This window comes from Catenuloplanes japonicus, assembly GCF_000717135.1.
GTDB lineage: Bacteria > Actinomycetota > Actinomycetes > Mycobacteriales > Micromonosporaceae > Catenuloplanes > Catenuloplanes japonicus.
Genome location: NZ_JNXY01000033.1, coordinates 272,000 through 292,393, shown reverse-complemented (window position 1 = coordinate 292,393; position 20,394 = coordinate 272,000). Strand labels below are relative to the sequence as shown.

21 protein-coding genes are annotated in these 20,394 nt (G+C 72.6%); 9 read left to right on the top strand and 12 right to left on the bottom strand.

Annotated features, from left to right (window positions below; all coding sequences use genetic code 11):
* Positions 1 to 397: 397 nt before the first annotated feature.
* From OP04_RS38595 to OP04_RS38570, 6 genes are all read right to left on the bottom strand, one after another.
* Positions 398 to 949, bottom strand: coding sequence for a hypothetical protein (locus OP04_RS38595; protein ID WP_033344873.1), 552 nt, complete (start codon positions 947 to 949; stop codon positions 398 to 400).
* Positions 950 to 1,096: 147 nt separating this feature from the next.
* Complete coding sequence (locus OP04_RS38590; RefSeq protein WP_033344872.1) at positions 1,097 to 1,837, bottom strand: hypothetical protein; 741 nt, start codon at positions 1,835 to 1,837, stop codon at positions 1,097 to 1,099.
* Entirely contained in the window at positions 1,834 to 3,933 is a 2,100-nt protein-coding gene (locus OP04_RS38585; RefSeq protein ID WP_033344871.1) for a hypothetical protein, read from the bottom strand. Before OP04_RS38585 ends, OP04_RS38590 begins: the two co-directional genes overlap by 4 nt.
* Positions 3,930 to 4,736: a hypothetical protein gene (locus OP04_RS38580; protein ID WP_033344870.1), complete on the bottom strand. Its 807-nt coding sequence runs from the start codon at positions 4,734 to 4,736 to the stop codon at positions 3,930 to 3,932. The genes OP04_RS38585 and OP04_RS38580 overlap by 4 nt, the downstream gene beginning before the upstream one ends.
* 27 nt (positions 4,737 to 4,763) lie before the next feature.
* On the bottom strand, positions 4,764 to 5,504 hold the full coding sequence (locus OP04_RS38575; protein ID WP_157240932.1) for a Crp/Fnr family transcriptional regulator: 741 nt from the start codon (positions 5,502 to 5,504) through the stop codon (positions 4,764 to 4,766).
* A 171-nt stretch (positions 5,505 to 5,675) separates the two neighbouring features.
* Positions 5,676 to 6,065: a winged helix-turn-helix transcriptional regulator gene (locus OP04_RS38570; RefSeq protein WP_033344869.1), complete on the bottom strand. Its 390-nt coding sequence runs from the start codon at positions 6,063 to 6,065 to the stop codon at positions 5,676 to 5,678.
* A gap of 48 nt (positions 6,066 to 6,113) precedes the next feature.
* On the opposite strand from OP04_RS38570, the gene OP04_RS38565 reads away from it, so the two are divergent.
* The gene (locus OP04_RS38565; protein ID WP_085067096.1) at positions 6,114 to 6,863 is read left to right on the top strand and encodes an SDR family NAD(P)-dependent oxidoreductase; all 750 of its coding nucleotides are present in this window, start codon (positions 6,114 to 6,116) and stop codon (positions 6,861 to 6,863) included.
* On the opposite strand, the gene OP04_RS38560 is transcribed toward OP04_RS38565, so the two are convergent.
* Positions 6,842 to 7,264, bottom strand: a complete 423-nt coding sequence (locus OP04_RS38560; RefSeq protein WP_232323897.1) for a hypothetical protein — start codon at positions 7,262 to 7,264, stop codon at positions 6,842 to 6,844. The genes OP04_RS38565 and OP04_RS38560 overlap by 22 nt on opposite strands.
* Positions 7,265 to 7,354: 90 nt before the next feature.
* On the opposite strand from OP04_RS38560, the gene OP04_RS38555 reads away from it, so the two are divergent.
* From OP04_RS38555 to OP04_RS38535, 5 genes are all read left to right on the top strand, one after another.
* Positions 7,355 to 8,644 carry a sensor histidine kinase gene (locus OP04_RS38555; protein WP_051799726.1) on the top strand — a complete coding sequence of 430 codons (1,290 nt, stop codon included), beginning with the start codon at positions 7,355 to 7,357 and terminating at the stop codon, positions 8,642 to 8,644.
* The gene (locus tag OP04_RS38550) at positions 8,641 to 9,303 is read left to right on the top strand and encodes a response regulator (protein WP_033344867.1); all 663 of its coding nucleotides are present in this window, start codon (positions 8,641 to 8,643) and stop codon (positions 9,301 to 9,303) included. Before OP04_RS38555 ends, OP04_RS38550 begins: the two co-directional genes overlap by 4 nt.
* 144 nt (positions 9,304 to 9,447) lie before the next feature.
* Positions 9,448 to 10,938, top strand: coding sequence for an L-arabinose isomerase (gene araA / locus OP04_RS38545; protein ID WP_033344866.1), 1,491 nt, complete (start codon positions 9,448 to 9,450; stop codon positions 10,936 to 10,938).
* A 39-nt stretch (positions 10,939 to 10,977) separates the two neighbouring features.
* Positions 10,978 to 11,400, top strand: coding sequence for a MarR family winged helix-turn-helix transcriptional regulator (locus tag OP04_RS38540; RefSeq protein ID WP_085067095.1), 423 nt, complete (start codon positions 10,978 to 10,980; stop codon positions 11,398 to 11,400).
* Between the two features lie 42 nt (positions 11,401 to 11,442).
* The gene (locus OP04_RS38535; protein ID WP_033344864.1) at positions 11,443 to 11,889 is read left to right on the top strand and encodes a universal stress protein; all 447 of its coding nucleotides are present in this window, start codon (positions 11,443 to 11,445) and stop codon (positions 11,887 to 11,889) included.
* A gap of 79 nt (positions 11,890 to 11,968) precedes the next feature.
* On the opposite strand, the gene OP04_RS38530 is transcribed toward OP04_RS38535, so the two are convergent.
* On the bottom strand, positions 11,969 to 12,376 hold the full coding sequence (locus tag OP04_RS38530; protein WP_033344863.1) for a DUF3224 domain-containing protein: 408 nt from the start codon (positions 12,374 to 12,376) through the stop codon (positions 11,969 to 11,971).
* 60 nt (positions 12,377 to 12,436) lie between these two features.
* On the opposite strand from OP04_RS38530, the gene OP04_RS38525 reads away from it, so the two are divergent.
* Positions 12,437 to 12,943: a GNAT family N-acetyltransferase gene (locus tag OP04_RS38525; protein ID WP_051799725.1), complete on the top strand. Its 507-nt coding sequence runs from the start codon at positions 12,437 to 12,439 to the stop codon at positions 12,941 to 12,943.
* A gap of 44 nt (positions 12,944 to 12,987) precedes the next feature.
* On the opposite strand, the gene OP04_RS38520 is transcribed toward OP04_RS38525, so the two are convergent.
* The 3 genes from OP04_RS38520 to OP04_RS38510 form a co-directional block, all read right to left on the bottom strand.
* Positions 12,988 to 14,457, bottom strand: a complete 1,470-nt coding sequence (locus OP04_RS38520) for a glycoside hydrolase family 43 protein (RefSeq protein WP_232323896.1) — start codon at positions 14,455 to 14,457, stop codon at positions 12,988 to 12,990.
* Between the two features lie 280 nt (positions 14,458 to 14,737).
* Positions 14,738 to 15,598 carry a helix-turn-helix domain-containing protein gene (locus OP04_RS38515; protein WP_051799724.1) on the bottom strand — a complete coding sequence of 287 codons (861 nt, stop codon included), beginning with the start codon at positions 15,596 to 15,598 and terminating at the stop codon, positions 14,738 to 14,740.
* 5 nt (positions 15,599 to 15,603) lie between these two features.
* A complete protein-coding gene (locus OP04_RS38510) occupies positions 15,604 to 15,807 on the bottom strand; it encodes a tautomerase family protein (RefSeq protein ID WP_033344861.1) in 204 nt (67 codons plus the stop codon).
* Between the two features lie 304 nt (positions 15,808 to 16,111).
* Here OP04_RS38510 and OP04_RS38505 point away from each other — a divergent pair, with 304 nt between their 5' ends.
* Both OP04_RS38505 and OP04_RS38500 read left to right on the top strand, forming a co-directional pair.
* On the top strand, positions 16,112 to 16,651 hold the full coding sequence (locus tag OP04_RS38505) for an RICIN domain-containing protein (RefSeq protein WP_157240930.1): 540 nt from the start codon (positions 16,112 to 16,114) through the stop codon (positions 16,649 to 16,651).
* A 184-nt stretch (positions 16,652 to 16,835) separates the two neighbouring features.
* Positions 16,836 to 17,339: an RICIN domain-containing protein gene (locus OP04_RS38500; RefSeq protein WP_157240928.1), complete on the top strand. Its 504-nt coding sequence runs from the start codon at positions 16,836 to 16,838 to the stop codon at positions 17,337 to 17,339.
* A 113-nt stretch (positions 17,340 to 17,452) separates the two neighbouring features.
* On the opposite strand, the gene OP04_RS38495 is transcribed toward OP04_RS38500, so the two are convergent.
* Positions 17,453 to 20,305 carry a helix-turn-helix transcriptional regulator gene (locus OP04_RS38495; RefSeq protein WP_232323895.1) on the bottom strand — a complete coding sequence of 951 codons (2,853 nt, stop codon included), beginning with the start codon at positions 20,303 to 20,305 and terminating at the stop codon, positions 17,453 to 17,455.
* Between the last annotated feature and the right edge of the window lie 89 nt (positions 20,306 to 20,394).

Sequence of the window (20,394 nt, the reverse complement as noted above, 5' to 3'; positions counted from 1 at the left end):
CGTCGCGGCGTAGCACCCTGCCACGCTTCGCGAAGATCAGGATCCAATTCATTTTCCCGCTTCCGGCGTGGTCCGGCAGCGCTGCTCCCGCGGGCAAACCTCGCCGTACGCCAAGACTCCGCCGGCGCTCCGCTTGCCTCCCGGCGCCGGAGCCGGTTCCGCGCGTCACCGGAAAGAGCACGCGGCCTCCGTCGCACGCACGTTGATCGGCACGCACCCCGTGCCCTCGCCCCGACCGGGACACCCTCCCGAAGACGGTGACTCCTGAATGCGGGCGTGCGGCGCGGGTGACGGTCCGACCGGCTGGAGCCGCGATCGGGCGCCCCCGTAGAACGGGGGCGCCCGATAATCAACGGCCTGGTCACGGCCGCCACGGTGACCGGCGGGGGTCGCTACGTCAGAGCGCGAGGCCGAGCGCGGCGAGGATCTGGTTGAGCAGGGCCACGATGCCGCTCAGGGGGCCGAGCGGGTCGAGGAGGCCGACCACGGCGCACAGGAGGTTGCCGAGCAGGTTGCCGGCGCCGGGCACGGCCGTGATGTTCAGGTGCAGGTAGTCCAGGTGGACGACCAGGCCGAGCAGGTCCAGGTTCAGCGGGGCCAGCCGCAGGTCGAGGATCTCGCAGCTCGCGCCGGGCAGCAGCTGGGTGACCTGCGTGGTGGCGGGCGCGGAGGTCTCGCCGAGCGAGGTACCGGTCGAGTCGACCAGCTCGCCGGCGACCACGCCGGTGGCGGAGATCGCGGAACCGTCCTCGGTGAACTGCGACGGCGTGAACGTGCCGGTGAACGTGCCGATCCCGCCGGACGCGTCCGTGAACGTGCCGGTCACCGTCGAGGTGAGCGTGCCCAGCGGCTCGGCGGGGGCGGCGTTCGCGGGGGCGGCGGTGAGGCCGGTTGCCGCCATCGCGAGGACACAGGCCGCGGCAAGCGTCCGGATAGAGAGCTTCGACATACTTGATCCCTTTCGTTGGTTTTGCGTACGTCGATACCAATCTCCCCAACAAAGATCACGAAACTCAAATATGTCCAGATTTATTGGTAGCGCTCCCACGCATCGGCCTCCGGGGTGCACGCCACGGTGCGCCCCGGAGGCCGATGCCTACCGCTCCAGCTCCCGGGCCAGGTCCTCACGGTCGTAGGAGGCGAACACAATCCCGAGCTGACCCAGCAGATATGCCTGGCTGTCCGCGTCCAGGCCGGTCAGGAACTTCTCCAGCAGTCCCGCGATCATCGCCACCGACGAGTCCGTACTACTGCCGAACTTCGCGGCCACCAGCTCGAACCGCTCGTCGAGCAGATCGTTCAGCGAGCTCTTGTGGCGCTCCAGCCAGTAGCTGCGGGCGACCGCCGGCCGGGCGAGCACGTCGTCGCGCAGGTACTGCAGCCTGTCCAGCTCGGCCCGGTGCTTCGCCAGGTCGACCTCCGCCTGCCGCGCGATCGTGGCCAGCGACTCGGCCGCCGCGCGCGCCGAGTCCGAGGCGGTCACCGTGATCTGTGTCCAGGTGACCTGTGCGCCGGCCGGGGTCTGCTGCCGCCACGAACCCTGCGCCAGCAGGTTCAGCTCGATCTCCAGATCACCGGCCCGGTTCACGGAGAACGACGGCGAGTGCCGCTGCGCCAGATGCTGGAACGTCCGGCGGATCTGCCACCGGTGCTCCTGTGTCTCCCGCGTGGCGTACCACTGGATGGTGAATTCCGCGTCGAAGACCGCGACACTCAGCGAGCTGGGCAGCGTGACCGCGAACTGCTCGGTGCGCACCACCGGCCCGGCCTGGGGCGGGGTAGGTGGAGGGCCGTTGAAGGCGTCGCGCATCCGCGTGAAGAACGTGCCGGCGGTCATCGGGCCACCGCCGCGCGGCGCAGCGGATCCGCCTGGTGCAGCCGCCTGATCAGGTCGTCCGGCGGCACCCGGTCCGGGTCCGCGGACGTCCAGCCGGCGAGCCACCTCAATAGGCCGGCCAGCCGCGTGCTGGCCCCGGTCCCGGTGCCCACCACGCGTACCAGCAGGTCGCCGAACACCTCGGCGGAGACGGGCGACCGCGCGGCCGCGTCCGGCCAGGTGTCCGGCAGCCCGCCCGCGGGCACGGCCGGGCGGAGCGCGACCGCGAGCGCGTCGAGGAACGCCTCACGGCGCCGGATCGAATGGTTCGCGACGTACATCAGCAGGTCCTCCGTGTCCTCGGGTGTGACGGTCAGCGCGGCCAGCGCACGCAGCCCGGCCTCCCGCCGGGGTCCTTCCTCGCCGAGCCAGGCCGTGAGCTGGGCGAACACCGCGAACCGATGCGCCGGGCGATCCCAGAGCAGGCGGAGCGCGCCGGCCACCGCGCTCCCGGCCGTGTCGAAGCCGCGACCGGCCAGGTTGTTGAGCCGGACGAACGCGGCCCGTGGGTACGCGTCCGCGAGCGGGCCGACGCAGATCTCCGCGACCGCCGGCACCAGCGTCGAGGTCGCGCCGGACTGGGTGGCCCAGGTGTTGAGCCGCTCCCGCATGCGCCGGCCGGCCTCCGGGCTCAGCGCGACGGCCGTGACCAGGTCGAGCGCGAGCGGACGCAGCGTGGGGTACGCCCACCACAGCCGGACCAGCCCGGACAGGTGCGCCACCGCGGTCTCCGGCACGGCCGCGGTCAGCGCGAGCAGTGCGTTCGCCACCCGGGCCGCGATCCGCCCGCTGGGCTTGCCGCGCCCGCGCATCGGCAGGCCCGCGGCCCAGCCCCACATGCGGGCGCGGAACACGGCGGACCGGTCCGAGTGCACGAAACGCAGCACCGCGGGGGCGTACGCCGGACGCTGGAAGAACAACCGCTGCTGGCCGTCCACGCCGGCGAGCACCGTGCCAGTGAGCTCCCGGAGGCCGGACTCCCCGATTCCGCCGGGCGCGCCGGAGTCCTCTCCGGTCAGCACGCCGAGCGCGTCGGCGGCGTCCAGGACCGGGCCGCCGTGCTCGCCCTCCAGCATCGCCAGCGCGACCAAGAAGAGGCGGTCCCGTGTGTCGCCGTGCTCGGTGAACCAGTCGGCGAGCTCGGTCTGCCAGTCGTGGTACGCCTTCACCGCCTCGGCCGCGACCGTCTCCACGGTGGGGTGGCCCGGCCACGCACCGACGGTGGCGACGATCCGCTCCGCGAGCCGCATCACCTGATGCGGGCGGGTGCCGGCGGCGAGCACGCCGGCCAGCGCGCGCTGCTCCGCGAGCCGGTCGACGTCCAGCCGGCCGGAGAGGTGCCGCCCGAGCGCGCTGACCAGCAGCTGCCGCGCGTCCGGGAGGCCGACCGTGAGCACCGGCCCGGTATGCAGCGTCGCGGCCTCCGGCTCCGTCATCACCACCAGGAACGAGCGGCGCCGGGCGATCTCCTGGCGGTAGGCGGCCAGGTCCGTCTCGGTCTCGCCCTTCGGCAGGACCAGCAGGTAGCCGGCCCGGTCCCGGTCCGGCCAGTTCAGCTGCTCGGCCGGGATCAGCCGCTGGTGGTCGTCGTCGACCGGCAGCTCGTGCAGCGGCAGCCCGAGCCGGCTGAGCAGCGCGATCGCGGCCGTGCGGCGGCCGGTGCCGGGCTCGCCGGCGAGGAACACGCAGGTCTCGTGGGTGAACGCATCGGCGGCCTGCTTGCTGTCCAGCCAGGGACCGGCCGGCGTGCGCCACTCGCGTTCCACATAGGTCGCCATGGTCTGTTCCACGAAGAGCGGTGTCAGCGCGCGGGCCTCGGCCACCTGGTGGTGGTACTGGCGGATGTACTGCACGACGTCGCCGCGCACCTCGCCGATCACCTGGCCGGCGTTGGTCTGCAGCGTGGGCGCGAAGACCCGGGCGTCGGCCGGCTCCTCGAAGTCGTCCATCTCCTCGGGCTCCGCGGCGAGGTCCGGTCCGGCCACGAGATCCGGTTCGGCTGCGGAATCCGCTTCCGCCACGGGATCCGCGGGTCCCGACGTCTCCGGATCGGTCATCGGCCGCCACCGCCGAAGGTCGCGTTGCCCCCGACCGTACCGATGATCTGCCCGGTGTTGTCGCGGCCGACGTGCGGCGCGAAGGCGGACCGGGTGCCGGGCTCGGAAACCCGCTCCGGCTCCGGGTCGGCCTGCGGCAGCCCGGCCGCGAGCAGGCCGCCGGACACCTCCGGCACGAGCAGCCAGGCGCGCTGTGCGAACGGCTTCCCCTCCACCGTGGCCGAGACCTCGAGGAAGTGGTCCGGATGACGGCCCGCGTAGCCCTCCGCGACCACGTCCGCGAACACCCGGTCGGAGAGGATGCAGGCCAGGAACGTGGTCTCCGGGCTGGCCGCCGCCAGCATCGCCTTGACCGGCCGGGAGTCCAGCAGGCGGTGGGTGTCGTTGCGCGCCGTGCCGTTGCCGGTGCGGTACGGGTCCGCAGGGTTCGCCGGCAGCGGGCCGACATGGAGGCTCATCCGCAGCCGGAGCCGTGCCTGACCGTACCGGAGCTCGCGGTTGTGCGCGGCCAGCCGGGCCTGGAGCATCCGCGGGACCGGGTCGACGAGGTACGGCAGGATCTCGGTCGGCAGCCCGACCGCGAACCCGTCGCCGGACGGGCCGAAGAAGTCCGGCTGGTTCCACGGTCCTTCCAGCTCCGCCTCGGCGAACACGTTACCAACAAGTCGCGGGATGAGGCCGCTGATCGCCTCGTGGGCACTGCCGGGCTCGGCCGTGAAGCCCTTGGCGTCGACCGCCATGATCGCCCGGTACGGGGGCAGGTCGACCGACTTCTCGAACGGGCTGAACGCAACGGGTCTCACGTCGCCTCCTGATGACGGGGGCTCCCATCATCGGCGCGTCCGCGCGCCCTCCTCTGCCCAGAATTGGGCGCTCACCGAGTGAGCCTCCTCCGGATAGGCGCAACGGGACAGCGCGTCCGCGTCCACGATGGTCACCTCACGCCGCGCGGTACGCAGCACGCCGGCCGCCCGGAGCGCGGACAACTCGATGACGACCGCGTTCCGGGACGCGCCGACCAGCTCCGCCAGCTCCTGCTGCGGCAGGCTGAACGCCGCACCACCCGGCACGCGCCGGTTCTCCCGGTCGATCCGCAGCAGCGCGCGGGCCAGCCGCTGCCGGACCGGGAGCACGGCCAGCTCGGTGCGGTGCTGGTCGGACTCGCGGAGCCGGGCGACCGTGTAGGCGGCGAACCGGTTCGCGACCGAGGGGCGGGCGACGAACCGGCGGAACTGATCGCCGGTGAGCAGCTGGGTGATGACCGTGGTCAGCGCCGTGACGGTCGCGGAGCGCGGGCCGCCGTCGACCGCGGCCATGTCGCCGACCACGTCACCGGTAGCGCGCACGGTGAGAATCGTCTGCGCCCCGTCCGGCTCTCCCCTGGTGATCTTCACGCAGCCCGCGACGATGACGTGCACGTGCTGGTCCCGGTCACCCTGCCGGAAGAGAAGGTCGTGCGGGGCGAACCGGACAGGCACGCCGATCGTCAGGATCTCCCGCCATTCGCCCTCCGGCAGACTGCCGAACAGCCCGGCCCCGGCCGGCATCGCGTATTCCGCGTGTTGACGCACGTACGGATGGTAATTGTCCCGGAGTGTCCCGTCAGCCCCGTTCCCTCGCCGGCCTGGCCGTGTTCGCAGGCCACACGCCTCCCGCCGACCGAGCGGCCCGCAAGGTGGACCCGAACCGCCGACCCGTTCCGGCTATCCAGCAGCTGCGCGCATCGGCTCCGGCCGGCGGCATCACCGATCTGCTGGGGCGCTGCCGGTGCCGGCCGGGAGCGGGTGGGCGACCGCCCAGTCCGCCAGTGCGGACAGCGGGATCAGCAGTGAGCGGCCCAGCGGCGTCAGGTCGTATTCGACGCCGGGTGGCACGGTGCCGAAGACGGTGCGGGTGATCAGGCCGTCGGACTCCAGCGTGCGCAGCGTGCGGGTCAGCATGCGCTGGCTGACGCCCTCGATGGCGCGATGCAGTTCGTTGTAGCGGTGCGGCCGCTGCCCGAGCAGGATCACGATCAGCATGCTCCAGCGGTCGCCGACGCGGCGGAACAGGCCGGACACCGGGCAGGTGTCGAACTCGGCCAGCGGCACCGGGCGGGGCAGCGTGTGGGCGACGACCGAGGGTACGGACATTGATGTGCCTTCTTTCGCGCGTCTCGTCACCGGTTGACGATGTCCATCATGACGAAGACCGTGGTGATCAGCGGGGGCACGAGCGGCATGGGGCAGGCGACCGCGATGGCGCGGGCCGCGCGCGGGGACCGGGTGGTGGTGATCGGGAGCCGGGCGGACGCGCCGTACCGGGCGGATCTCAGCTCGATCGCGGAGACGAGGAGGGTGGCGGCCGAGATCGCGCGGGAGCATCCGCGGATCGACGCGCTGCTGCTGTTCGCGAACCGGCTCTATCCGAAGCGGACGGAGACGCCGGACGGGCTGGAGTCGACGTTCGCGCTCTACTACCTCAGCCGGTACCTGCTGGGCACGCTGCTCGCGCCGCAACTCGACGCCGCAGGGAATCCCGTGATCGTCAACGTGTCCGGCACCGGCGCGACCGCGGGCGGCGTGGTCTGGGACGACCCGCAGCTCACCCGCAGGTACGGCATGGTCCGCGCGCAGTTGCAGGCCGGTCGCGCGAACGACCTGCTCGGCGTCGCGCACACCGGCCGCGCCCGCTACGTGCTCTACCACCCCGGTTTCACCCGGTCCGGCCAGTCGCCGAACCCGGTGATCGGCGCCGTGACCAGAACGCTGGCGCGGGTCGCGGCGCGCCCGGTCGAGGACTCGGTCCGCCCGATCGTCGACTGGGTCGACCACCCGCCGGCCGCGAAACTCACCGCGATCGACCGGGGAAGGCCGGTCCCGCCGACGCTGCGCACGCTCGACCCGGCCGATGCGGCGCGGCTGCGCGCCTACACCGAGCGCCTGGTCTGAACCGCGCTGATCGCCCACGCGACCAGTCCGGTGACCGCGCCGGTCAGCAGGCCGGTGAAGAGGCTGCTCACGGCCGCGAACGCGCGCATGATGCCCTGCTCGGCGGCGATCGGGAGGCGCCCGGCGAGATTCCCGCCGAGCCGGACGTCCACGTCCCAGAACACCTGGTGGACCAGGGCCAGGCCCACGCCGTAGATCGCGCCGACCGCCAGCAGGGTCAGGAACGGCCTCGGCGTACGGGCGAGCACCACCACCACGATCCAGACCAGCAGCGGTACGGCCACGAAGAGCAGATTCACGGCCGTACCCTCGTGGATGATCTTCATGTCGTGCAGCACCGCGCGGGGAACCGCGAGCAGCGCGAGGGCGATCAGCGCCGGGAACCGGAGTCCGAGATTCATGCGCCCGACGCTAGGCATTCCGCGAACACCCGGCATCCGTCCGTGAGCGACACCCGGATCGCCTGACGACGACGTCCTACGCTGATGCGAATGAGGATTCCGCCGTGGCCGGCCGACGCGCTGCTCGGGCTCGCCGTGACGGCCACGCTGGCCGCCGTGATCTCCGCGCGCCACGGCGGCGAGCACCCGCCGGACCTGCTCGCCTACGCGTGGGCGGCCGGCCTCGGCGCGCTGATGCTCGCGCGCCGGCACTTCCCGCGTGCGGTGCTGCTGATCAGCGCGCTCGGCCTGTGCGCCTACTACGCGGCGGGATATCCGGCGGTGGGTGTGGCCGTGCCGCTGGCCGCCGCGCTCTTCTCCGCGGCCGAGGCCGGCTTCCTGCGCACGGCCGTGCTCACCGCGGCCGGCGTGCTCGTGCTGTCGCTGATGTTCCGGCTGCTGGAGGGCCAGAGCGCGGCGTTCGTGGCGGTCTACGACCTGGTCGGGCACGTCACGCTGATGGCGGCCGCGGTCGCGCTCGGCGACGGTCTGCGCAGCCGCCGCGCCCAGCGGGACCTTCAAGAACGGGAAAACCGTCTGCGGGTACGGGAGCAGCGCCTCGCCATCGCCCGCGAGCTGCACGACTCGGTCGGTCACGGCGTCACCGTGATCTCGCTGCACGCGGACGTGGCCCGCGAGGCCGCGCCCCCGGGCCACGACGCGCTCGACGAGGCGCTGCTGCGCATCCGTCAGGCAGCGGACCGCACCATGGCCGACCTGCGCGGCGCGGTCGGCGCGCTGCGCGGCACGGTCTCCCTCGCGGACCTGTCCCCCGTGCTGGACCCGGCCCGGCAGACCGGTTTCGACGTGACCGTCCGGGTCGAGACGGGCCCGCTTCCGGACGAGGTCGGCACGGCCGCCTACCGGATCGTGCAGGAGGCGGTGACGAACGTGCTGCGCCACGCGCCGGAGGCAAGCATGGTCTCGGTGCACGCGGTCGTCGTGGACGGCGTGCTCCGGCTGACGATCAGCGACGACGGCCCGCCCGCCGACGACGGTGCGTCGATGCCGACGGCAACCGGGGGCCCGGCAACAACGCAGGTCCAGACCGGCAGCTCGTCGCCGGTTCCGCACCTGCCCGGAAACCCGGCAGCGGCGCCGATCGAGACCGATGACCCGCCGGCCACGCGCGGAGCGGACGGCTCACCGACGGATCCGGCAGCGACCGGCAGCCCGGAAGCCGGACCGCGGGCGGCTCTTCGCGGGATTCCCTCCCGTGGGCACGGCCTGCCCGGCATGGCCGAGCGGGCCCGCGCCCTCGGCGGCGCCCTGCACACCCGCCACACCGCCGACGGCTTCACGGTCGAGGCCGAGCTGCCGCTGCCGAGGGACGCCGCATGATCCGGGTGCTGCTCGTCGACGATCAGGAGCTGGTCCGGGCCGGTCTGCGCGCGCTCCTCGCCCGCGACCACAGCGACGACGGCACCGGCGATGACGTCATCGAGATCGCCGGCGAGGCCTCGGACGGCCCGCGCGCGCTCATCGAGGCCCGCCGCCTGCGCCCGGACGTCGTCGTCATGGACCTGCGCATGCCGGGCGGCGGCGGCCTGGACGCGACGCGGGAGATCACCACCGCGTTCCCGGGCACCCGGGTGCTGGTGCTGACCACGTTCGAGGAGCCCGGTGAGATCGACGCCGCGGTCCGGGCCGGCGCGGCGGGTTACCTGCTCAAGGACACCGGCGCGGACGAGTTGCGCCAGGCCGTGCGCACGGTCGCGGCGGGCGGCAACCTGCTGTCGCCGACCGTGGCGCGGCTCCTGATGGACCGGCTGGCCGCGCAGGACCCGGCGCCGCCGCGCGACCCCCGGCTGGACGCGCTGACCGCACGGGAGCTGCAGATCCTGGCCCGGGTCGGGCTCGGCGAGACGAACCAGGAGATCGCGGCCGCGCTGTTCATCAGCCCGGCGACCGCGCGCACCTACGTGAGCAGACTGCTGGCGAAGTTGCGGGCGCGGGACCGTACCCAGTTGGCCGTGATCGCCCATCGGGCACGCCTGTGACGGTGGACCGGGCTGTGCCATGATCCAGGATGTGAGCGCTCACTTTCGCCGCCGCCCGTCCTGCGCCCGGCGCCGGGGAGCGCTCGGAAGGCCCACCAACCACACCGAGCGCGACCCCGCGATCACGGCAGACAGGAACCTGCGATGACGCACCAGATCTGGTTTCTCACCGGCAGCCAGCATCTCTACGGACCCGAGACGCTGGAGCAGGTGGCGGCCCAGAGCCGGGACATCCAGAACCAGCTCACCGCCGGCGGGCTCGCCGCGGAGATCGTCGGCAAGCCGGTCCTCACCGATTCCGGCGCGATCCGCCAGGTGATGCTGGACGCGAACGCGGACCGGAACTGCATCGGCGTCATCGCCTGGATGCACACGTTCTCCCCGGCCAAGATGTGGATCACCGGGCTGGACACGCTGCGCAAGCCGCTGCTGCACCTGCACACGCAGCACAACGTGTCGCTGCCGTGGTCGACCATCGACATGGACTTCATGAACCTCAACCAGGCCGCGCACGGCGACCGGGAGTTCGGGTTCATCCAGGCGCGGCTCGGCGTGCCGCGCAAGACCATCGCCGGGCACGCGTCCGACCCGGTCGTGGTCACCCGCGTCAACGACTGGATCCGCGCGACCGCGGGTGTGGCCCGGATCCGCAGCCTGCGCCTGGCCCGCTTCGGTGACAACATGCGCAACGTCGCGGTCACCGAGGGCGACAAGGTCGAGGCGGAGCTGCAGTTCGGCGTCTCGGTCAACACGTACGGCGTGAACGACCTGGTCGAGGTGGTCGACGCGGCCTCGGACAAGGCGGTCGACGACCTGATCGCGGAGTACGCGGACACCTACGAGCTCGCGCCGGAGCTGGCGGTAGGCGGCGACCGGCACGAGTCGCTGCGCTACGCGGCCCGGATCGAGTCCGGCCTGCGCACGTTCCTGACCGACGGCGACTTCGGCGCGTTCACCACGAACTTCGAGGACCTCGGCGGCCTGCGCCAGCTCCCCGGCCTCGCGGTGCAGCGGCTGATGGCGGACGGCTACGGCTTCGGCGGCGAGGGCGACTGGAAGACGTCCGTGCTGGTCGCGACGTTCAAGGCGATGGGCGAGGGCACCGGGCGTGGTACCTCGTTCATGGAGGACTACACGTACCACTTCGGGCCCGGTGAGCCGAAGATCCTCGGTGCGCACATGCTGGAGGTCTGCCCGACCATCGCGTCCGGCAAGCCGCGCCTGGAGATCCACCCGCTCGGCATCGGCGGCCGCGAGGACCCGGTCCGGATGGTCTTCGACGCCAAGCCCGGCGCCGGCATCGTGGTCGGCCTGGCCGACCTGGGCGACCGGTTCCGCCTGGTGGCGAACGAGATCGAGGTGACCACGCCGGACGAGCCGCTGCCGAACCTGCCGGTTGCGCGCGCGGTGTGGAAGCCGGCGCCGTCGCTGTCCACCTCGGCCGAGTGCTGGCTGACCGCGGGCGGCCCGCACCACACGGTGCTGACCCAGGCGATCGGCACGGAGACGCTGCGGGACTTCGCCACGATCCTGCAGACCGAGTTGCTGCTGATCGACGGCAGGACCACCACGCACGACTTCGCGGACCGCGTCCGGTGGAACTCGGCCTACTACCGGCTGGCCCGCGCGCTGTAGGGTTTCCGGACCTTGCTTGGGCCTGTGCATAATTCACTTATGGATAGCAGGCCCGAGCTGGGAACGGTCTTCGACGAAATCGCGATCATGGTCCGCCGCCTCTCCACGGCCGGGCAGCTCAACATGACCGCCGCGGCCGTCCTGGCCCGCCTGCGCCGCAAGGGTCCGCAGCGGCTCACCGAGCTGGCGATCTGCGAGGGCGTCTCCCAGCCCGGCATGACCCAGCTCGTCACCCGGCTGGAGCGCGAGGGCCTGGCCCGCCGCACGCCGGACGCGTCCGACCGCCGCGTGGTGCTGGTCGAGGCCACGCCGGAGGGCCTGGACCTGGTCGAGCGCCGCCGCGCCGAGCGGGCCGCGGCGCTGCACGAACTGGTCGGCGCGCTCTCCCCGGCGGACCGGGCCGCGATCGACGCCGCACTGCCGGCACTGACCCGCCTGGTCGAAATCCACCGGGAATCCTGACAGAATCTCGCGGACTCACGGCAGATCCAGGAGGCCGCGAACGTGGGCGACTTCGAACTCGGCACCGACGGCCCCTCGGCCCTGGTGGTCGGCGTCGACGGCTCCGAGAGCTCGTTACGGGCCGCCGCGTACGCGCTCGGCCTCGCGCGCCGCCAGCGCGCCCGGCTGTTCGCCGTCTACGTCCGCCGCGAGCCGGGCGCGTTCCTGACCTTCGGCGGCACCGCCGTGCAGGCCATCGTCGAGGCGCAGGGCGAGGTCGAGGCGCAACTGCTGGAGATGCTCGACCAGCAGGCACGCGAGTGGGGCATCGACGCACGGCTGGTGGTCCGCTCCGGCGATCCGCTGCGGGTGCTGGGCGACGTCGCCGCCGAGGTGCGCGCCAGCGGCATCATCGTGGGCGCGTCGGCAAGCCTGGGCCACCGGATAGCGGGCTCTCTGGCGATCAGGCTCGTGCGCGCGGCCCGCTGGCCGGTCACCGTCGTGCCCTGAAACCCTTCCGCCGTGGTCCGGACCCGCTGCACCCGCGGCCGGCGGATCCGCGGGTGGTCTCACGGAAGACCCGCGAGGGCTACGACAGCTCGTACTCGAACCACAGGTGGTGGGTGCCGTCGTCGTCGACGCGCAGGCCGCCGGTGCCGGTGATGGTCGCGAGCTCGCCGGTGCCGCTGGACGGGACGATCGTGAAGAACTCGGCCGCGCGGTCGGATCCGTGCGTGGTGGCGCAGTGGGCGAAGTTGAAGCTGCCGGACCGGCCGTCGATCGAGCCCTCGAACGACTCCATCGCCACGTAGGTGCCGACGCCGGTCGCCTGATCGAACGCGGCGGTGAACATCGTGGCGGAACGGCCCTCGACCTGACCGGAGAAGGCCTTCTCCAGACGGGCCACGCCGACCGGCAGCCCGGTGACGATCGGCGGGTCCTGCACCAGGTCGGTGGGGACGAAGGACGTCACGGTGAAAGTGCCGCTGGCTCTCATCCGCATGATCCTAGTGCGGCCGAGGCCAGGCCCGCTCCGCACGGGCAATAGGCTTGGATCATGAGTGTTGTTCTCCGCCACGCCGACCTCGCCACCGACTCCGACGCGATCGCCGCGTTGATGAGCGACTACCTGACCTGGGCGGTCGGGCGGCTGCGGGAGGAGTACGGTCTGGAGGACTCCCCCACCGATCTGAGCACGATCCGGGAATCGCTGCCCTCGTTCGTACCCCCGAAAGGGCTCTTGATCGTGGCGGAGCTGGACGGGGAACCGGTCGGCGTGGCCGCGCTGCGCACGATCGGCCCCGGCATCGTCGAGGTCAAGCGGATGTACGTCGATCCGCGCGGCCGCGGTCAGGGACTCGGTTCCGCGCTGCTGGACCGGGTGATCGACGAGGGCCGGGACACGTTCGGCGCGAAGATCGTCCGGCTGGACACCGTGCGGTTCATGGCCGACGCCCAGCGGCTCTACGGCTCGCGCGGCTTCGTCGAGCGCGAGCCCTACGAGGAGACGGAGATCCCGGCGCACATGCGGCACCACTGGCGCTTCTTCGAGCGCGAGCTCTAGGCCCGTGGCCGGCCGGACCGGCCGGCCACGGAATCCGCGGGACCTCAGCCGGTCCAGACCTCGGCGCGGTCGAGGCTCACGGTCGTGCCGCTGGACGCGGTGTTCTTCTCGCCGGTGACCCGCACGCGCACGGTGTGCGTGCCGTGGGCGAGCTTCGGCGACAGGTAGTTCAGCACCTCGCCGAACCGGATCGCGCTGTAGAGGTCGACGCGCTGCTCCGCACCGCCGTCGATGCTGTACGCCGCGATGCCGTTGCCCACGTCGCGGACGGACAGCAGCGCCACCTGCGTGCCGGTGAACGTGAACGTCGCGGTCGCGCCGGTCGCGCCGCTCCAGTGGTCGTCGCCCCAGAAGCACTGCGCCGCGCATCCGGTGCCGGAGCTCCACGTGCCCGTGTAGGTCAGCCCGCCGTTGCCGCTGGTCCGCCCGTCGTCGTTGATCCACGCGGTGGACGGGCCCGGGTCGCCGGACGGCAGATCCTGGGTCGCGCCGATCGCCAGCGGCACGCCCAGGCTCGGGCTGCCGTCGCTGTTCCAGCCGATGCGCTGCACCCGCGTGGTCCGGTTGTTGTACGTGAACGTCGTGGTGGTCTTCGCCAGGTAGACGATCCAGTCCTCGGTGCCGTCCGGGCTCTTGAAGAAGCTGTGGTGGCCGGGCCCGAACACGCCGCGCGCGTCCGAGCGGGCGAAGACCGCGCCGGAGCGCTGCTGCCAGTTCGACGCGACGAGCGGGTCGGCCGTGCTCGCGATGCTCATCTGCCACAGCGCGTAGTCCGGCTTGCCGGTGTCGCAGGCCGAGTACGTCATCCAGGTCCGCCCGTTGCGGTAGAGGAACGCCGGCCCCTCCCGCACCTCCGGGCAGTTGCCGGCCGCGTTCAGCGCGGTCGCGTTGCCGGAGACGGTCCACGGGTTCGACATCGGCGCGATGTTGAGCCCGTTGTGCTGGTACTGGTTGGTGCCGGACCAGGCCAGGTACAGCTTGCCGTTGTGCTGCAGCAGCGCCGGGTCGATGGCGAACACGTCCCGGTTCGGCGGCACCAGCCGCGCCTTGAAGTGGTAGGTCCCGGCCGGGTTGTCCGTGTCCGACTCCAGCACGTACAGCCGGTGGTTCTCGTCGACGCCGTTGTCCGCCGTGTAGTAGATGTACCAGCGGTCACCCACGCGGTAGAACTCCGGCGCCCACACCTCCTTGTTGCGCGACGCGTCGGAGTCCCGCCAGACCTCGACGGGCGCCGCGTTGAGCAGGCCGGCGACGCTCGGGGCGCGCCGCATCTTGATCGAGTCGCCCTCCGTCATCGCCAGGTAGTAGTTGCCGTTGAAGTAGGTCATGAACGGGTCCGGCTTCGCACCGACCGGGTTGCGGAACGTGCCGGTGGCGGCGGCTGCGGTGACCTGCTCCGCACCGGGCGGCGCGATCTGCTCCGCACCGGCGGGCTTGAACACGGCGAACGAGAGGACCAGCGCGAGCGCGGCGATCGGCACCGGCCACAGCCGACGCGGGTGGAATCGGGGCACAGCAACCTCCATCAGGCATAGACGGGGCTTACCGGTAAGAGACCTTACAATCCCGGCATCGATCCGCCCAGACCTCGATCACGCCACGACCTGCCCGGACACGGCCGCGGCGTTCCCGTCGTCAGCCGACCGTCTGGAGCACGTAGCGGAAGTACACGTCCGGCACCGGCGGCAGCGGCCGTGCACCGCATCTCCACAATCCACGATCAGCCGGGGGTACGAAGCTCCCGCCCGTACCCCCGGCTGATCTGGATCTTGATCTTGGGCCGTCGCGCCGTGGTCATCCGCCGATGAAGAACTGCAGGCGCTGCAGGCCGTCCTCGCTGAACAGGTTCTGGCAGCGGACCTCCACGACACCCCGGTCCGCGTGCACGATCCGCTTCCGCTCCCCGCGCCGGACCGCGACGTCACCGGTCGCCCACAGCGCGGCGAACTCCGCGCTGTCCCGCCGCAGCCTCGCCGTCAGCTGCCCCGCCCGGCCGGCGCCCCCACGGCGCGCGACCGCCGCCCGCAGATCCGCGACCAGCACACGTGAATGGTGCGCGTGGTCCTCGTCCGGGTAGATGCCGCGGCTGACCGGCTCGGTGAACCAGCGGTGCAGGTGATCACGATCCGGCGGGCCGAGCAGCGCGTCCATCCCCGCGTTCTGCACCAGCGTCTCGTGCAGATCCGTCATGATCCTGGCCGGCTCCACCAGCCGATCGAGCAGCTCCAGCATCGCGGTCTCCACCCGCGCACCGTTCACCAGCGTGCCGCCCGAGGCCGCCGCACCGCCCGAGGCCGCCGCACCGCCCGAGCCCGCCGTGCCGCCCGCTGCCGTGCCGCCCGCCGGCGTGCCGTCGGGTGGCGTGTCGTCCGGTGGCGGCGCTTGGCGGCCGGCCAGCGCGAACAGGTGGTGGCGCTCGTCCGTGGTCAGCTGCAGCGCGCGGGCCAGCGCGGTCAGCATCTGCGCGGACGGCTGTGCACCGCGCCCACGCTCCAGCTCGATGTAGTAGTCCGTCGACGCCCCGGCCAGCGCCGCCACCTCGTCACGACGCAGCCCCGCCACCCGCCGCCGCGGCCCGGCCGGAATCCGCGCCGACTCCGGCGTGATCCGCCCCCGCCGGGACGCCAGGAACAGCCCTAACTCCGCGAGATCCACACGCCCTATTCTGTCAGCCTCGCCAGCGTCAGCACGGTGTACCCGATCCCCCAGCCGCCATCGGCGACCTCCTCGACCAGCACCATCGTGTTCGGCCGGACGTGGTCGCCGTAGATCTCCGCATAGAGATCGGTCGCCCGGTGCACGATCGTCTCCTTCTGCTCCGCACTGAGCGTCCCCGCCGGCACCTTGAAGTTCGCAAACGGCATGATCTCTCCCTCGGTCTTTCGTGTGCCGTTCGATCGTCGGCGCTGCCGCTCCGCGGAACCAGTGGCCGCTCACCCGGGGGCCGGCAACCCCTGCCTGGCACCCGGGGACACCGAGCTGCCGGTCAGAGCGGAGAGCCGTGCCCGGTTTCCGCTGGTAGATGCCGAGATCATGACCGTCCGGAGGCCTGGCTTCACCCGATCGGATCCGTATTTTTCCCGATCCGGCCCGTTGACGTGATCACCGGTGACAGGATTTTCGCGGCGCCGGTCGAGCAACCGACCGGCCCGACATGGGGGAAATATCATGCGCATCAAGGCACGTCACGCAGTAGTCATCGCCGGGGCTCTCGCGGCGATGGTCCTGCCCGGCACGGCCGCTCAGGCCTCCGACCTCGGCCACACCGGACCGGCCTACATCACGAACGTCGGCACCAAGGGCTGTCTCTCGTCCGTCTACGACGCGGACAACGACGGCTACCTCGTGCGCGTCCAGCCCTGCGACGGCTCGTTCACGCAGACCTGGCTCACCGAGGATCTCGCCAAGAGCGCCGACGGCACCGTCTATTTCAAGATCCGGAAGAACGCGCGCGAGTGCCTGGAGCTCATCGGTGACGACGCGCCGGACAGCGGCCGGCTCGCGCTGCGCCCATGCGCCGACGACGCCGGCCTCCAGGTGTTCAAGGCCTCGCCGATCGGCTGGGGCGACCCGACCTGGCGGGTGACCGGCCAGAGCGGCGACACGCTGCTGCGGGTCTACCAGGAGGACGAGGCGCCCTACACCACGGACGACGCGGACTGGCCGGGCCGGTTCGCCGAGTGGCAGACCGTCCCGGTCAAGCGCTGACCGTCCGTCGTTCCTCGCCGGCGGAGGCCACACACGGTCTCCGCCGGGGTCGCGTCCACATCGGCACGCGTACCCACTGATCTTTGATCTCGCGGAACGAGCCCGGGTGCGTGGCCGCCCGCGCAGGATCGTTCGTGCCGGTCTCCGGACGGCCGGGATCGGCCGGAGAAGAGGGGGATATTTCATGAGAAAGACGCGCAGGACACTGATGATGACCGCCGGTGCGATCGCAGCGCTGCTGCTGCTCGGCACGGCCGCGCACGCGGCGCCCGGCGACGACGGCTGGCAGTACGTCAAGAACTGGGGCACGAACGCGTGTCTCGGCGCCGCACCGGAGAACACGACCGTGATCGAGGAGTGCGACGCCAGCCGCAGCCAGCACTGGAAGGTGCAGGAGCTGGTGTCCGCGGGCGACGGCGTCTACCGGCTCCGGAAGAACAACGTGGAGTGTGCCGAGCTGACCGGCACCTACGAGTACGCGGAACTGACGCTGCGCACCTGCGACCGTTTCACGCCCTACCAGCAGTTCCGCCTGCAACGCACCGGCCGGGAATTCAACCTGATCAGCGAGGGGAACGGGCACTGGCTCAAGGTGGACGACCTCGGTGGGTCGCCGTACACGTCCTCCGAGAGGGACTGGCCGGGCGACTACGCGGTCTGGTCGTTCCACCCGTACATCAACGGCTGACACCCCGGAAGGCCGCACGTCTTACGGCCCGCATACTCTCGCGGATCGCGCTCCTGCAGCTCGCGAACCCCGCGAGCCGGCGGCCTCGGTGCGCCGGACCACGGCGTGGGCTCTCAGCCCTCGGTGAGGCGGGAGGCCAGCTGGGTGCGGGAGCGGACGCCGACCTTGCGATAGATGCGGGTCAGGGTGGCCTCGACGGTCTTGACGCTGAGGTAGAGCTGGGTGGCTATCTCGCGGTTGCTGGCGCCCTGGCGGACCAGCGCGGCTATCCGGGCCTCGGTGGTGGTGAGGCCGGCCTCGGACGCGGACGTGGTTTCCGGGGCGGGGGCGGCGTCGGACTCGGGGAGCGTCTCCGGGGAGCGGCGCTGGGCGCCGACGGTCAGTGCGACCAGGGCCCGCTGCGCGCGCTGGGTCCACGGGGTCGCGTGGGCGCGGGAGAAGATCTCGCGGGCCTGCTCGATGGCGGCGCGGGCCGCGGCATAGCGGCGACGGCGGCGCTCGGCGCGGCCGAGGACCAGCAGCGCGCTGCCCTGGGCGATCGGCTGGCCCAGGTCGGCGAAGGTCTGCGCGGCGGCGGTCGCCAGCGTCGCGGCGGCCGCGGCCTCACCCTGGTGGACCAGGATCAGCGCTTCGGCCCGGTCGAGTTCGGCGAGGACTCCGCGGGAGCGTTTGAGCCGCTGGGCGGCGTCGCGGGCCTCCGCGACGACCTCGGTGGCGGCGGCCGCCTCGCCCGCGTTGACCAGGGCGGCGACCAGGTCGCCGTGCCAGCGGAGCGTGGACGGGTCGGCGGTGCCGCGGTCGGCCTCCAGCTCCTGGAGGCGGCGCAGCGTGGTGAGCGCGGCCGCGTTGTCGCCGGTGGTGAGCAGGGCCTGGCCGAGCACGTGCAGGTTGCGGGCCAGGTAGACCATGTCGACGTCGGTCTCGGAGGAGCGGACGCCGCGGTCCGCGTAGGAGAGGGCGCGGGCGGGGCTGCCGCCGGCCAGCTCGGCCATGGCCAGCGTGTACCAGCTCGGGCCGAGGGACAGCTCGTTCTCCTGGAAGAGGCGGGCGGCCCGGTAGGCGTAGTCGAGCGCGTCGCGGGTGTGGCCGTCGCGGCTGGCGACCTCGGCCAGGTTGCGCAGGATGTCGAGCAGCTCGTCCAGGCCGCTGCGCTCCGCCTCGGGCAGCATGCGCAGCAGCTCGGTGCGGGCCTCGGTGAGCCGGTCGTCGAAGAGCGCGAACCGGACGGCCAGGAAGCGCGGCGTCAGGTTCAGCATGCCGCGGCCCTCCTCGGCCGGCACGTCCAGCGCCTCGGCCAGCACCTGGAGGTAGTCGGCGCGGCCGGACGCGCGGGTCACCTGCGCCACGATCGCGCCGGCCATGCTCTCCACCCAGGTGTCGCCGACGCGGCGGGCCAGGCGGACCGCGGCCTTCGCCTCCAGCTCGGCCTGGTCGGTCTTGCCCTGGTGGATGCGCTGCCAGGCCAGGCGCAGCCGCAGCGGCGCGAGCAGCGCGGCGTCGTCGCCGGCCTCGACCAGCGCGGTGGACAGCGCCTCCTCCATCACGCCGAGCTGCTGCCCGTGCGCGTCGAGCATGGCGATCCGCGCGCGGACCCGCTGGGCCGGTGACGCGTCCGCCGCGAGCACGGCCTCGCCGGCCTGGAGGCACTGCTCCCGGCGGCTGGCGGACGCGGCCGCCTCCGCGGCGGAGACCAGCCACTCGATCCGCTCGGAATGAAGATCTCCGCCGGTACGGTCCGCGGCCAGCAGGTAGAGGTCGGCGACCAGGCCGGGCGCGCCGCGTTGCAGCGCGGTCTCGGCCGCGGCCACCAGCGACCGGGCGATCTCCGTGTCCGGGTGCTCGTCGGCCAGCGCGCGGTGCCGGATGCGCTCGACCGGGTCGGACGCGGTCGCGGCCAGCTGCCGGTGCATCGCGGACCGCCGGTCGGCCGGCGCCTCCTCGGCCAGCACGATCGCGATCGCGGGCGGCGTGAAGCGCACGATGCCGTTGTCGACGGAGACCAGCCCGGCCGTGGCGGCGGCGCGCAGCTCGCGGTCCGCGTCCGGCCGGCCGGTCATCCGCAGCTGGGCCGCGGTCGGGCGGGTGGCGAGCGCGGCCGCGAACAGCGTGTCCCGCACCGCGGCGGGCAGCGCGTCGAGCCGGTCGACGAGCGCGGCCCGCACCTGTTCGGGCAGGCGGGTGCGGGTGCTGCCGGCCGGGGAGTCGTCGAACGCGAACGCGCCGGCCAGCGCGAGCGCCAGGTACGGATTACCGCCGCTGTCCGCGTGCAGCCGGGCGGCCGCCCAGTAGGTGAGCCCGTGTGCGTCCAGCAGCGGCGTCAGGTCTTCCGAGGTCAGCGGCGGCACGGTCAGCTCCTGCACCGGCGCCGGGCTCAGGTGCATGACCCGGGTGCGCACGGCCGGGCTGTCCGGCGAGCGCTGGGCGATCACGGCCCGGACCGGCCGGTCCGCGAGGCGGCGGCTGGCGTAACCGATCACGTCCGCGGACGCGCCGTCCAGCCACTGGGCGTCGTCGATGATCAGCAGCACCGGCTCGGCCGCGGACTCCAGGCAGGCCTGCCACGCGAGCCGGCGGGCCAGCTCGGCACGGCCGCCCCGGCCCCGGGAGTCGCCGCGACGGACGAGCATGGTGTCGAACGCGGCGCGCTGCGGGCCGGGCAGCCGCGCGACCACCTCGTCCGGCACCTGGGCGAGCAGCTCGGCCATGCCCGCGTACGGCAGGAAGCGCTCGGCCACGGTCGCGGTCAGCCGGAGCACGCGCTCGCCGCGCTGCAGGGCCGCGGACGCCACCGCATCCAGAATGGCGGTCTTGCCGATGCCGCTCGGCCCGGTGAGCACCACTCCACCGCCGGTCCGCAGCCGGCTGTCGATCGCACCGAGCAGCGCCGCACGCCCCACCAGGGGTACGCCGTGGGCCGAGACGTCGGTAGTCAGCGTGATCTCCGAACTGTCGGCGCCCGTCCCCACCAGGCAGGCGCCCGTCAATTTCTCAGTGGCCAGTCCGCCGACGGCGTTACCGGCTCACACGCAGACGTCCGGCGGGCCGAGGTTCGCGG

Coding starts and splice junctions, on each gene's coding strand:
- OP04_RS38585 (WP_033344871.1), bottom strand. CDS start 3,933: ATGACCGATCCGGAGACGTCGGGACCCGCGGATCCCGTGGCGGAAGCG.
- OP04_RS38500 (WP_157240928.1), top strand. CDS start 16,836: ATGAGAAAGACGCGCAGGACACTGATGATGACCGCCGGTGCGATCGCA.
- OP04_RS38595 (WP_033344873.1), bottom strand. CDS start 949: ATGTCGAAGCTCTCTATCCGGACGCTTGCCGCGGCCTGTGTCCTCGCG.
- OP04_RS38560 (WP_232323897.1), bottom strand. CDS start 7,264: ATGAATCTCGGACTCCGGTTCCCGGCGCTGATCGCCCTCGCGCTGCTC.
- OP04_RS38565 (WP_085067096.1), top strand. CDS start 6,114: ATGACGAAGACCGTGGTGATCAGCGGGGGCACGAGCGGCATGGGGCAG.
- OP04_RS38555 (WP_051799726.1), top strand. CDS start 7,355: ATGAGGATTCCGCCGTGGCCGGCCGACGCGCTGCTCGGGCTCGCCGTG.
- OP04_RS38510 (WP_033344861.1), bottom strand. CDS start 15,807: ATGCCGTTTGCGAACTTCAAGGTGCCGGCGGGGACGCTCAGTGCGGAG.
- OP04_RS38505 (WP_157240930.1), top strand. CDS start 16,112: ATGCGCATCAAGGCACGTCACGCAGTAGTCATCGCCGGGGCTCTCGCG.
- OP04_RS38550 (WP_033344867.1), top strand. CDS start 8,641: ATGATCCGGGTGCTGCTCGTCGACGATCAGGAGCTGGTCCGGGCCGGT.
- OP04_RS38525 (WP_051799725.1), top strand. CDS start 12,437: ATGAGTGTTGTTCTCCGCCACGCCGACCTCGCCACCGACTCCGACGCG.
- OP04_RS38570 (WP_033344869.1), bottom strand. CDS start 6,065: ATGTCCGTACCCTCGGTCGTCGCCCACACGCTGCCCCGCCCGGTGCCG.
- OP04_RS38540 (WP_085067095.1), top strand. CDS start 10,978: ATGGATAGCAGGCCCGAGCTGGGAACGGTCTTCGACGAAATCGCGATC.
- OP04_RS38590 (WP_033344872.1), bottom strand. CDS start 1,837: ATGACCGCCGGCACGTTCTTCACGCGGATGCGCGACGCCTTCAACGGC.
- araA (WP_033344866.1), top strand. CDS start 9,448: ATGACGCACCAGATCTGGTTTCTCACCGGCAGCCAGCATCTCTACGGA.
- OP04_RS38530 (WP_033344863.1), bottom strand. CDS start 12,376: ATGAGAGCCAGCGGCACTTTCACCGTGACGTCCTTCGTCCCCACCGAC.